The 12,296-nt window shown below is 40.8% G+C and carries 10 protein-coding genes; 8 read left to right on the plus strand and 2 right to left on the minus strand.

Going from position 1 to position 12,296, the window contains the following annotated elements; translation table 11 throughout:
- Nucleotides 1–602 precede the first annotated feature (602 nt).
- Both aceB and aceA read left to right on the plus strand, forming a co-directional pair.
- The gene (gene aceB / locus Q0V26_RS08015) at nucleotides 603–2,216 is read left to right on the plus strand and encodes a malate synthase A (RefSeq protein WP_297480367.1); all 1,614 of its coding nucleotides are present in this window, start codon (nucleotides 603–605) and stop codon (nucleotides 2,214–2,216) included.
- Nucleotides 2,217–2,253: 37 nt separating this feature from the next.
- The gene (gene aceA, locus Q0V26_RS08020) at nucleotides 2,254–3,561 is read left to right on the plus strand and encodes an isocitrate lyase (protein ID WP_080158926.1); all 1,308 of its coding nucleotides are present in this window, start codon (nucleotides 2,254–2,256) and stop codon (nucleotides 3,559–3,561) included.
- A gap of 69 nt (nucleotides 3,562–3,630) precedes the next feature.
- Here the strand turns inward: aceA and Q0V26_RS08025 are convergent, their stop codons facing one another.
- On the minus strand, nucleotides 3,631–4,113 hold the full coding sequence (locus Q0V26_RS08025; protein ID WP_080158925.1) for a CBS domain-containing protein: 483 nt from the start codon (nucleotides 4,111–4,113) through the stop codon (nucleotides 3,631–3,633).
- Between the two features lie 273 nt (nucleotides 4,114–4,386).
- Between Q0V26_RS08025 and queA the strand changes: the two genes are divergently transcribed.
- The 5 genes from queA (at nucleotide 4,387) to secF (ending at nucleotide 10,079) form a co-directional block, all read left to right on the plus strand.
- Nucleotides 4,387–5,439, plus strand: coding sequence for a tRNA preQ1(34) S-adenosylmethionine ribosyltransferase-isomerase QueA (gene queA, locus Q0V26_RS08030; protein WP_297480371.1), 1,053 nt, complete (start codon nucleotides 4,387–4,389; stop codon nucleotides 5,437–5,439).
- A 296-nt stretch (nucleotides 5,440–5,735) separates the two neighbouring features.
- On the plus strand, nucleotides 5,736–6,863 hold the full coding sequence (gene tgt, locus Q0V26_RS08035) for a tRNA guanosine(34) transglycosylase Tgt (RefSeq protein WP_080158923.1): 1,128 nt from the start codon (nucleotides 5,736–5,738) through the stop codon (nucleotides 6,861–6,863).
- A 26-nt stretch (nucleotides 6,864–6,889) separates the two neighbouring features.
- Nucleotides 6,890–7,228 carry a preprotein translocase subunit YajC gene (gene yajC, locus Q0V26_RS08040; RefSeq protein WP_080158922.1) on the plus strand — a complete coding sequence of 113 codons (339 nt, stop codon included), beginning with the start codon at nucleotides 6,890–6,892 and terminating at the stop codon, nucleotides 7,226–7,228.
- Nucleotides 7,229–7,265: 37 nt separating this feature from the next.
- Nucleotides 7,266–9,119: a protein translocase subunit SecD gene (gene secD, locus Q0V26_RS08045; RefSeq protein ID WP_297480375.1), complete on the plus strand. Its 1,854-nt coding sequence runs from the start codon at nucleotides 7,266–7,268 to the stop codon at nucleotides 9,117–9,119.
- A gap of 12 nt (nucleotides 9,120–9,131) precedes the next feature.
- Nucleotides 9,132–10,079 carry a protein translocase subunit SecF gene (gene secF / locus Q0V26_RS08050; protein ID WP_297480378.1) on the plus strand — a complete coding sequence of 316 codons (948 nt, stop codon included), beginning with the start codon at nucleotides 9,132–9,134 and terminating at the stop codon, nucleotides 10,077–10,079.
- 358 nt (nucleotides 10,080–10,437) lie between these two features.
- Here secF and suhB read toward each other — a convergent pair whose 3' ends face one another.
- Nucleotides 10,438–11,238, minus strand: a complete 801-nt coding sequence (gene suhB / locus Q0V26_RS08055; RefSeq protein ID WP_297480381.1) for an inositol-1-monophosphatase — start codon at nucleotides 11,236–11,238, stop codon at nucleotides 10,438–10,440.
- Nucleotides 11,239–11,483: 245 nt separating this feature from the next.
- Between suhB and trmJ the strand changes: the two genes are divergently transcribed.
- The gene (gene trmJ / locus Q0V26_RS08060; protein WP_297480384.1) at nucleotides 11,484–12,224 is read left to right on the plus strand and encodes a tRNA (cytosine(32)/uridine(32)-2'-O)-methyltransferase TrmJ; all 741 of its coding nucleotides are present in this window, start codon (nucleotides 11,484–11,486) and stop codon (nucleotides 12,222–12,224) included.
- Nucleotides 12,225–12,296: the final 72 nt, after the last annotated feature.

A 12,296-nucleotide genomic window follows, 5' to 3' on the forward strand; every position in this document is an offset into this window, starting at 1 on the left:
GCTTTTTTATTGGGGTTGCATTCTACTATAGCTATTTGGGGCTGTTTTTAGTTGAAAATAGCAACTTTCTAATAATAATTAAAATATTATATTATCGAGTGAGTTATCTATAACTTACTGTTTTGTTGGTTAAATTTATTTCTCTCTACAAACTAAGTAAATGTTTATTTTAGTTATTATGACCTCCGCTTATTTTATTTTTGGCTTTTATTAAAACTAATAATTATATTAATCATACGGTTATATTTAATCTATATTTAGTTATTTGTTTAAAACACTTTTTTAAATAATTGCTATTGCGCCATGCTTTGTAATTAAATTACGTAACTAGCTACAAAAAAGCATTGTTTACGCAAAAAGCTAAATTCCGAGTTAATTGCTAAGATTTTTATGAATTAAGTATATTACACAGGCATGCTTTATTTATAACTTATTGAATATCTTTGTTTTTGTTTTTTTCTTTAGGCTGGGTAAAATCGGTGTTATTTGCATTCCGACGCAGGTTACGGCAACGTAAATAAGTGCTTAGAATAATTCAACAGGGAGTCATTGCTTTTGTTATTGATAAAAGTAGTGATTAAGTTACATGCTGGAGGTGCAATATGACAGACACAGCCATTCAAGCCAATGCTCATTCTCAGTTATTACTGCAGCAACCTCTGACGGAACAGCAACAACAGATTTTAACTGCAGATGCATTATCCTTTATTGCACGGTTAGTTGAACGATTTGCTGAGCGAGTACCGTTATTGTTAGAGGCCCGTGAATTGCAGCAATTAGCGATTGATCGTGGTCAACTCCCCGATTTTTTACCTGAGACTCACGCTATTAGAGAATCAGAGTGGAAAATACAAAATATTCCCCATGATTTACAAGATCGTCGTGTCGAAATTACCGGCCCCGTTGATCGTAAAATGGTTATCAATGCATTAAATGCTAACGTAAAAGTATTTATGGCAGATTTTGAAGATTCTTTTTCGCCATCATGGAATGCGATTCTTGATGGGCATCAAAATTTGCGTGATGCAGTTAATGGCACTATCAGTTATACCCATCCTCAAACGGGCAAGCAGTATCAACTTAATGATGATCCGGCGGTATTGATTTGTCGCGTCCGTGGTCTGCATTTATTAGAAAAAAATATACTCTGGAATGGACTGCCAATCCCCGGTGCATTACTTGATTTTGCATTGTATTTTTATTTGAACCACCAAGCATTATTAGCCAAAGGCAGTAGCCCTTATTTCTATTTACCTAAACTGCAAAGTTTTAGGGAAGCGGCGTGGTGGAGTGATGTGTTTAGTTTCACTGAAGATGAATTTGGTTTAACACGCGGCACCATTAAAGCAACGGTATTGATTGAAACCTTACCCGCTGCGTTTGAGATGGATGAGATATTATTTAATCTTAAAGAGCATATCGTTGGTCTTAATTGTGGCCGTTGGGATTATATCTTTAGTTATATAAAAACCTTACGTAATTTCCCTGAGCGTATTTTGCCTGATCGCCAAGTGGTGACCATGGAAAAACCATTTCTTAACGCATATTCACGGTTATTAGTCCGTACTTGTCATCGTCGTGGTGCATTAGCGATGGGGGGGATGGCTGCCTTTATTCCAGCGAAAGATCCCAAGCAACAAGCATGGGTATTAAATAAAATTCAAACGGATAAAGCGCTGGAAGCGAATAATGGCCACGATGGTACTTGGGTTGCTCATCCAGGGCTTGCGGATACTGCGCGCGCTATTTTTGATGAAGTGCTCGATCAGCGTATCAATCAATTAAATGTCAGCCGTGAAGAGGACGCGCCAATTACTGCGGCTGAATTATTAGCCCCTTGTGATGGCGAACGAACCGAAGCGGGGATGCGGCATAATATTCGCGTGGCTGTGCAATACATTGAAGCGTGGATCTCAGGTAATGGTTGTGTGCCTATTTATGGCTTGATGGAAGATGCGGCAACGGCAGAAATTGCACGTGCCTCAATTTGGCAATGGATAAAACATGGAAAAACTTTATCCAATGGTCAAGTGGTGACTAAAGCCTTATTTGCGCAAATGTTGACTGAAGAAATGCAAGTCTTACAGCAAGAGTTAGGCCAAGAGCGCATTGAAGCGGGGCGTTTTGATGAAGCCACTTATTTAATGTCGCACTTAGCAACCAGTGATGAGTTAGACAACTTTTTAACCTTAAAAGGTTATGACTACTTAGTGTAATAACGGATTACCGCCAATTGACTAGAGGGATATTATTATGACATTAACTCGCCAACAACAAATTGCTGCCCTAGAACAAGATTGGGCTGAAAATCCACGCTGGAAACACGTTAAGCGTACTTACACCGCAGAAGAAGTCGTTAATCTTCGTGGTTCATTTATTCCTGAGCATACTATTGCTCAACGTGGTGCTGATAAATTATGGGAATTGGTTAATGGTAGTGCTAAAAAAGGCTATGTTAATTGTTTAGGTGCTTTAACGGGTGGGCAAGCAGTACAACAGGCAAAAGCCGGTATTGAGGCGATTTATTTATCAGGTTGGCAAGTGGCCGCTGATAATAATACCGCATCAGCAATGTACCCTGATCAGTCACTATATCCAGTAGATTCTGTGCCTGCGGTGGTGAAGCGGATCAATAATTCTTTTCGACGGGCGGATCAAATTCAATGGTCTAACGGTGGTTCACCTGCTGATGGTGTTGATTATTTCTTGCCGATTGTTGCCGATGCAGAGGCTGGATTTGGCGGCGTGCTAAATGCTTATGAATTAATGCGTAACATGATCGAAGCGGGGGCTGCTGGGGTTCACTTTGAAGACCAATTAGCGTCAGTGAAAAAATGTGGTCATATGGGCGGCAAGGTGTTAGTTCCCACTCAAGAAGCGGTACAAAAATTAGTGGCGGCACGTTTAGCGGCTGACGTTGCTGGAACGACAACCTTGGTTATTGCTCGTACTGATGCTAATGCGGCGGATCTGTTGACGTCAGATTGTGATTCATACGATAAAGATTTTATTATCGGTGATCGCTCTGCCGAAGGCTTTTATCGTGTTCGTGCGGGGATTGATCAGGCTATTTCACGTGGTCTTGCGTATGCACCTTATGCGGATTTAATTTGGTGTGAAACTGCTAAGCCATGTTTAGAAGAAGCGCGTAAATTTGCCGAAGCCATTCATGAGCAATATCCTGATCAGTTATTAGCCTACAATTGTTCACCGTCGTTTAATTGGGAAAAGAACCTTGATGCTGAAACCATTGCTAAATTCCAACAAGAATTAGCGAACATGGGTTATAAGTACCAGTTTATTACGCTCGCGGGTATTCATAATATGTGGTTCAACATGTTTGAATTAGCACATGCTTACGCGCAAGGCGAAGGTATGCGTCATTATGTTGAAAAAGTACAACGTCCGGAGTTTGAAGCAGCGAATAAAGGCTATACCTTTGTTGCCCATCAACAAGAAGTGGGTACGGGCTACTTTGATACTATGACTAATACCATTCAAGGTGGTAATTCGTCAGTGACGGCATTGACGGGGTCAACTGAAGAAGAACAGTTTAAATAAGCACTATTTATATCGGCATTAAACTATCGAGGGGAGCGTGACGCTCCCTTTTTTTATTGCTATTGAGTATTACAATTGATTCAGTAGATCGTCATCCTCAAGGTTGTCTTGTTCCTGTTCAACAGGATCCACTTCGTCTTGCATTTCTAATAATGTTACCGCAATCGCAACAAAATCACTGTTGGTAATAATCCCCACCAGTTGTTTATTCTCAAGCACAGGTAAGCAGCCAATTTGATGTTTTTGCATATACAGTGCGGCTTCTTTAAGTCCTGCGTGGCTATCAACACTAAAAATATTACGGTTCATGCAATGTTCAAGTAAAGCTTCTAATGGTGAGTGTGAATGACTAGTGATAATAGATTTTAAATTAGAGTCTTGAGCGGCAAGAACATCACGTTGCGAAATGAGTCCCAGTAAATGGTGATTATGATCAGTAATCGGTATATGGCGAATAGACTGGGTTTGCATCATCTCTTTGGCATCAAATAGGGTGTCATTACGTGATAATGTGTGCGGTTTTAGTGTCATCATATCGGCAACAGTAAACATAGAAACCTCCCGTCTGTTATCTACTAGCTAAGATATTATTTCGAAATCTACTCTTTTGAATGTAGCGAATTATGGAAGATTATCCCATGACAGTGGTCATAAATTTCAAATGTCACCAATGATTAAACTTTTTCTTTTATTGCTAAATCAAGGAAAATTAATAAGGACAGCGGCTATTTCGTTATGGAATCTGCGCTTTAATTGCTTCGGAGTTTCGCATCTTTGGTGGAGTTAAGTATAATGCTCGCTTGCTGTTATTTAAGGCGTATTACGATGCAAGTTTCTGATTTTGATTTTGAGTTACCAGATGAGCTAATTGCTCGCTACCCACAACCTGAACGTACCGCGAGTCGTTTGCTACATATGACAGGCAACACTGGTGAATTAACACATAAAGGTTTTAAAGATGTGTTAGATCTGGTCGAGGCTGGGGATTTATTAGTGTTTAATAATACCCGTGTTATTCCTGCGCGTATGTATGGTCATAAAGCGTCTGGTGGTAAAATTGAAGTGTTAGTTGAGCGCATGTTGGATGATAAATCCATTCTTGCCCATGTGCGCGCATCTAAACCACCAAAGCCTGGTAACGAGTTGTTATTAGGTGAAAATGGTGAGTTTTCTGCTGAAATGGTTGCTCGTCATGATGCGCTATTTGAAATTCGTTTTAACAGCGATAAAACTGTATTAGAGATTTTAGATGCGGTGGGGCATATGCCATTACCACCGTATATTGATCGTCCAGATGAAGATGCAGATAAAGAGCGTTACCAAACAGTTTATAACGCTAAGCCGGGTGCGGTTGCAGCGCCTACTGCGGGTTTACACTTTGACGATAAGCTGATGGCTGATCTAAAAACGAAAGGTGTTAATTTTGCCTTTGTGACCTTACATGTTGGTGCTGGAACATTCCAACCAGTACGTGTTGATGATATTAACGATCACCACATGCACTCTGAATATGTTGAAGTGCCACAAGAAGTGGTTACTGCGGTTAATGAAACCCGCGCTAATGGTGGTCGTGTTATTGCCGTTGGTACAACATCGGTACGCTCACTAGAAAGTGCTGCACAAGATGCGATCAAAAATGGCACAGAGCTAAAACCTTTCTTTGGTGATACTGAAATCTTTATTTTCCCAGGGTATCAGTTCCAGCTAGTGGATGTATTAATTACTAATTTCCATTTGCCTGAATCAACATTGATTATGCTTGTGAGTGCATTTGCTAGTTATGAGTACACCATGAATGCTTATCATCAAGCAGTGGCTAATCAATATCGTTTCTTTAGTTATGGCGACTCGATGTTTATTACCCGTAAAAATGTGTGATATTGATTACGTTAACACTTATTAAAAATTAAGTATTTAGGCTGCTTTTTGTTACAATTGCAGCCTTTGTTGTCTCTGCTATATGATATAAATTTATTTCTATAGAATTTACAACATAATAAATACTTTTGGGCTCCACTTTGCCGTTATGCTTACTTACGATAACACCAATGTTGAGAGCGACAATGGCCGTTATAAACGACCATTATTTTTGTGGCTGATCAGGCAATAGCCTGTGGGGCTTAATCCCATAATGGGAATATTGTCAGATTGTTTCTCTGGCTTTTGGAGGTCTTGTGAAATTTGAATTAGATAAAACGCAAGGTCGCGCACGTCGCGGTCGCTTGCAGTTTGAACGTGGTACGGTTGAAACCCCTGCATTTATGCCTGTAGGTACTTACGGTACTGTTAAAGGTATGACACCTGAAGAAGTTGAAGAGACAGGTGCACAAATCATTCTAGGTAATACGTTCCACTTGTGGCTACGTCCTGGACAAGAAGTGATGAAGATGCACGGTGATTTGCATGACTTTATGCAATGGAAAGGTCCAATCTTAACCGATTCAGGCGGTTTCCAAGTATTTAGTCTTGGTGCACTGCGTAAAATCACTGAAGAGGGTGTACATTTCCGTAACCCTGTAAACGGTGACAAAATTTTCATGGACGCAGAAAAGTCGATGGAAATTCAGTATGACTTAGGCTCTGATATCGTAATGATTTTCGACGAGTGTACGCCATACCCAGCAACCCACGATGAAGCTAAAAAGTCGATGGAAATGTCACTTCGTTGGGCTCAACGTAGTCGTAACCATTTCGATAAGCTAGAAAATCCAAATGCGCTATTTGGTATCGTACAAGGTGGCGTATATGAAGATTTGCGTGATGTTTCTGTTGAAGGCCTAACGAATATTGGTTTTGACGGCTATGCTGTAGGCGGTTTGGCTGTTGGTGAGCCAAAAGAAGATATGCACCGTATTCTTGAACATACTTGTCCAAAATTACCACAAGACAAGCCACGTTACCTTATGGGTGTAGGCAAGCCTGAAGATCTTGTTGAAGGCGTACGTCGCGGTATCGACATGTTTGACTGTGTAATGCCAACGCGAAATGCACGAAATGCACACTTGTTTGTGACTGGCGGTGTGATCAAGATCCGTAATGCGAAACATAAAACAGATACAACACCACTAGATCCTGAGTGTGACTGTTACACTTGTCGTCATTACTCAAAAGCGTATCTATATCACCTAGACAAATGTAATGAAATTCTAGGTGCGCGCTTAAATACAATTCACAACCTACGCTACTACCAACGTTTGATGGCAAGTATTCGTAAGTCGATTGAAGAAGATCGTTTCGATGCATTTGTAGAAGAATTCTACGCGCGTCGTGACCGTGAAGTTCCACCATTACAAATTGTATAAATCATAATAAACCGAGGACGTTATAAATGAGCTTTTTTATCTCTCAAGCACATGCCGCAACTGAAGGTGCTGCTCAAGGTGGTTCACCGTACCAGTTATTCATTATGCTGGGTCTGTTTGCTGTCATTTTTTACTTCATGATTTACCGTCCACAAGCTAAGCGTGTTAAAGAACACAAAACGCTAATGAGCTCGATGAGTAAAGGCGACGAAGTAATGACAAACGGTGGTCTTTTAGGTCGCATTACTAAGTCTTCATCTGAAAGTGATTACATTGTTATTGCGCTAAACGACAACACTGAAGTTACTATCAAAAAAGACTTCATCACCGCCGTTTTGCCAAAAGGCACAATGAAGTCTTTATAAGACTATAAAAAAACATTCGCTTTGAAGGATCATAGCAGTGCTTAACCGATACCCTCTGTGGAAGAACTTATTAGTGTTGTTCGCACTAATTATAGGTTTGCTTTATGCACTTCCCAACGTATACGGTGAAGATCCAGCGATTCAAATAACTGGGGCGCGTGGCGCCTCAGTTACTATGAACGCTCTGGATACTGTCACCGAAGATTTAAAAAAGAACAATATCCCCTATAAGTCAGTTGTATTTGAAAAAGGCTCTGTATTGGTCCGTTTTCAAGATACTGATACTCAAATTAGTGCCCGCGATATTCTTAATAGTGAGTTAGGCGACAACTATATTGTTGCTCTTAACCTCGCGCCATCAACCCCCTCTTGGTTAGAAGCTATTGGTGCGACACCGATGAAGCTTGGCTTAGACCTACGTGGTGGTGTTCATTTCCTTATGGAAGTGGATATGGATGCGGCGATGGAAAAGCTATTAGGTCAGCAAGAAGAAACATTCAGAACTGAACTACGCCAAGATAAAATTCGTTATCGTGCCATTGATAAAAGTAAAGAAACGGTTTCTGTACGTTTACGCGATGCCGCTCAACTTGAGCAGGCAAAAGCGGTATTAGAGCCTCTTCATCCCGATATGATCTTTACTGAAAGTGAAGCGAAAGGACGTTTTGTATTAATCGCTAGTTTCTCTGAAGCGCGTCTTCAAGAAATCCGTAATTATGCTGTTGATCAAAATATTACGATTTTACGTAACCGTGTTAATGAATTAGGCGTAGCTGAACCATTAGTACAGCGTCAAGGTGCTAACCGCATTGTGGTTGAGTTACCAGGCGTTCAAGATACTGCACGCGCAAAAGAAATCTTAGGCGCAACTGCAACACTTGAGTTCCGTGAGGTTGATAGTAGTGCCGATCTTGCGGCTGCCGCGGCAGGACGAGTTCCTGCGGGTAGTGAAGTGAAGATGACTCGTGATGGTCGTCCTACGGTATTGAAAAAGCGCGTTATTCTAGAGGGTTCTCATATTACAGATGCGACATCAAGTGCTGATGAATATGGACGTCCTCAAGTGAATATTTCACTTGATACCGAAGGCGGTAGCAAAATGACGGCGTTCTCACGTAATAATGTCGGCAAATTAATGGCGACCGTATTTACTGAGTACAAAGACAGCGGTAATCGTACTTCTGAAGATAAAGTCATTCTTGAAAAGCACGAAGAAGTGATCAACCAAGCGACCATTCAAACGGCACTTGGACGTAACTTCCGTATTACAGGCATTGATTCACAGCCAGAAGCGCACAACCTAGCATTGTTATTACGTGCAGGTGCGTTGATTGCACCGATTTCAATTGTTGAAGAGCGCACCATTGGTCCATCTATGGGTCAACAGAATATTGATATGGGTATTCAGGCGTGTATCTGGGGCATGGTCGCTGTAATGCTATTTACCTTATTGTATTACCGTGGTTTTGGTTTGATTGCTAACCTCGCATTGATGATGAACTTGGTGTTAATTATTGGCGTAATGTCGATGATTCCAGGGGCAACCATGACCTTGCCTGGTATTGCAGGTATTGTATTAACTGTCGGTATGGCGGTTGATGCTAACGTGCTTATTTTTGAACGTATTCGTGAAGAGTTACGTGATGGACGCAGCCCGCAACAAGCGATTCAACAAGGTTACGGTAATGCGTTTAGTACCATTGCCGATGCCAATATCACCACCTTAATGACAGCGATTATTTTGTTTGCTGTTGGAACGGGGGCAATTAAAGGCTTTGCTGTGACACTATCGATCGGTATTTTAACCTCGATGTTTACGGCAATTATCGGCACTCGTGCTGTGGTTAACTTAATCTATGGCGGCAAACGCGTAGATAAGTTGTCAATTTAGGGGGACGCATAAATGAAACAATTATTGAATACAGATAAAGTTACTGACTTTATGCGTTGGTCAAAATTAGCGTTTATTTTCTCGTTAATGATGATTATTGCTTCTATTGCGACAATATCAACCAAAGGTTTAAATTGGGGCTTAGACTTTACTGGCGGTACGCTAATTGAAGTTAGCTTTCAAAAACCTGCGGATTTACCATTAATTCGTGATTCATTAGCAAAGTCAGGTTTTGGCGATGCAATTGTGCAGAATTTTGGTACTGCGCGTGATGTGATGGTGCGATTACAACCACGTGAAGGTATTAAAGGTGAGATTCTGGGGAACCAGATCATTGATGCTTTAAAAACCGGTACTGGTCAGCAAGTTGAAATGCGCCGTGTAGAATTTGTCGGCCCTAATGTGGGTGATGAATTAGCTGAAGCGGGTGGCTTGGCGATTCTTATCGCATTGCTGTGTATTCTGCTTTATGTCTCTGTGCGTTTTGAATGGCGTTTAGCTGCTGGTGCAGTATTGTCGCTAGCACACGATATTATTATTACGGTTGGTATTTTTTCGATACTACAAATCGAAGTCGATTTAACGATTGTGGCAGCATTGCTAACAGTAGTGGGTTACTCACTTAACGATACTATCGTGGTGTTTGACCGTATTCGAGAAAACTTCCGTAAGATGCGTAAGCAAACCGCTGAAGAAATTATGAACTGTTCACTTTCTCAAACATTAAGTCGAACATTAATTACGTCCAGTACTACTTTGTTTGTTGTTATTGCCTTGTTCTTAAAAGGTGGCGCAATGATTCAAGGTTTTGCCTTAGCTTTATTAATTGGCATCACTGTTGGTACTTATTCTTCAATTTATGTGGCATCTGCGTTAGCGCTTAAATTGGGTATTACCCGTGAGCATTTAATGCCGACACCGATAGATAAAGAAGGTGAAGAACTGGATGCGATGCCTTAACGGTAACGCATAAATAGATGTTGTAATAAATATCTATCTAGACGGAGTCTTCGGGCTCCGTTTTTTTATGCGTCCAATAAAGCTGACAGTCATGACGATATAATTTTATTGTCTATTTTTAATAGATTTTTCGCGTAAAGCTATGGGTGAAAAAAGCTTTAATAAACAAACTTAGTGGAAAAAGTCAGTCGTAATAACGTGTGAGTATTACAAGCATGAGTAAAAAGGAGTCAATAAAGCAGAGGTGGGTGATGTTAAATGTAAGCAGTCAGTAATAGAAATAAAAGCAATAGATACAAAAACGCCCCGCTGGTGGATATCAGCGGAGCGTTTTTAATAAGCGGGTTGTAATCAAAGATTACTTAGCCAGAGCATCGCTACCGAATTCACGGATTTTAGCAAGCATTGGCTTAACTACACGTGCGTTACCAGCAACAATATTGCCAGATACTAGGTAGTTAGTGTTACCCGTAAAGTCAGCACAGATAGCACCAGCTTCACGCGCGATTAATTCACCAGCAGCAAGTTCCCAAGGCTTTTGGCCTAGTTTGAATACGCCATCAACACGGCCAGCAGCTAGGTAACAAAGATCCAATGCAGTACAACCTGATTGACGCATGTCATCACATTCTACAAATAAAGCATTTTGGATTTTTAGGTAGCTTTCAGCGTGTTGTTTCGCGGCAAAAGGAAGACCTGTAGCTAACACAGTACCCGTTAGATCTCGAGGTTGTGATGCACGTAGACGTAGGCTATTAAGTTGCGCGCCTGAACCACGAGTAGCTGTGAATAGTTCGTTACGAGCAGGGTCGTAAACGGCTGCAACTTCTGTACGGCCACGCATGCGTAGAGCGATAGAAACAGCATAGTGAGGGTAACCACGAACGAAGTTCTTGGTGCCATCCACTGGGTCAATAATCCACTGACACTCTTTGTCACGTCCTTCTTTCGTACCAGATTCTGCTGCAATGATGCAGTGATCAGGGTAAGATTTACGGATTGTCTCGATGATGATAGCTTCTGCTTCAAGATCGATATTGGTAACAACATCATTACCTTTATTAGCAACCTCAATAGATTGAGGTTTTTCTAGAGATTTAATGACATGGTCACCAGCCTTTCGCACAGCGCGAATGGCAATATTAAGCATCGGATGCATAGGATTTTCCCAACGGATGTTAAAGAACATAAAAAGCGGCGGCGAGTATAACAGAGCTATAAAAAAAAGGAAGTGGTTATTTTTTCGACGTTAGTCGATGCAGACCAAAATGAAAATGGCAGTATTTTATTTATTGATGGAAGTAATAGGTAATAACGTTCATCAAATAGACATGTTTTCTTCATTTTTATGATGGCTGTGCTACTATCTCCGAGCGTTAAATTAGACTGGAATATAGCGACATCATGTTAGATAAAATTCGCGTTGTCCTTATCGGCACGTCACATCCTGGAAATATCGGTTCTGCAGCTCGTGCAATGAAAGTAATGGGATTAACTAATCTTGTTCTTGTTGATCCTGCGTGCGAAATTGATAGTCATACAATTGCTTTAGCGGCTGGTGCTGCAGATGTAGTTGAGAACGCTAAGATTGTAAAAACATTAGATGAAGCCGTTGCTGATTGCGGTTTAGTTGTTGGTTCAAGTGCACGTTCTCGTACTTTAGAATGGCCACAATTAGATCCACGTGAAAATGGCATCAAAGTGGTCGCTGAATCAGAGCAGCATCCGGTAGCTATTTTATTTGGTCGTGAGCGTATCGGCTTGACCAATGAAGAATTACAAAAATGTCATTGCCATGTTTATATTCCTGCTAACCCTGAATATAGCTCATTAAACCTAGCAATGGCTGTACAAACAATAGCTTATGAAGTTCGCATGGCATATCTGGATGCGACTAAACATCAATCTACTCAAGTTATTGATGAATATCCGCGCGCTGAAGAATTAGAGCGTTTTTACCAGCATCTTGAAAAAGTAACCAGCCAAACGCGTTTTATTAATAAAAACCACCCAGGCATGGTAATGGTAAAATTACGCCGTATGTTTACTCGTGCTCGCCCTGAGCAACAAGAGTTGAACATTTTACGTGGTATTTTATCGTCAGTAGAAAAAACGATTGAAACCTTAGAGAAGAACACCAAGTAATCATGGTCGCAAGTTAGTGAAAGACCAATTGTTTTAGTAGGTTAAATACTTGACTAAAATGGTCGGGTATGG

It is taken from the genome of uncultured Photobacterium sp. (genome assembly GCF_947039875.1).
Classification (GTDB): Bacteria; Pseudomonadota; Gammaproteobacteria; order Enterobacterales; family Vibrionaceae; genus Photobacterium.

What these genes read in the sequence shown, in the direction of transcription:
- aceB (WP_297480367.1), top strand. Translation starts at nt 603, where the DNA reads ATGACAGACACAGCCATTCAAGCCAATGCTCATTCTCAGTTATTACTG.
- aceA (WP_080158926.1), top strand. Translation starts at nt 2,254, where the DNA reads ATGACATTAACTCGCCAACAACAAATTGCTGCCCTAGAACAAGATTGG.
- Q0V26_RS08025 (WP_080158925.1), bottom strand. Translation starts at nt 4,113, where the DNA reads ATGTTTACTGTTGCCGATATGATGACACTAAAACCGCACACATTATCA.
- queA (WP_297480371.1), top strand. Translation starts at nt 4,387, where the DNA reads ATGCAAGTTTCTGATTTTGATTTTGAGTTACCAGATGAGCTAATTGCT.
- yajC (WP_080158922.1), top strand. Translation starts at nt 6,890, where the DNA reads ATGAGCTTTTTTATCTCTCAAGCACATGCCGCAACTGAAGGTGCTGCT.
- secF (WP_297480378.1), top strand. Translation starts at nt 9,132, where the DNA reads ATGAAACAATTATTGAATACAGATAAAGTTACTGACTTTATGCGTTGG.
- suhB (WP_297480381.1), bottom strand. Translation starts at nt 11,238, where the DNA reads ATGCATCCGATGCTTAATATTGCCATTCGCGCTGTGCGAAAGGCTGGT.
- trmJ (WP_297480384.1), top strand. Translation starts at nt 11,484, where the DNA reads ATGTTAGATAAAATTCGCGTTGTCCTTATCGGCACGTCACATCCTGGA.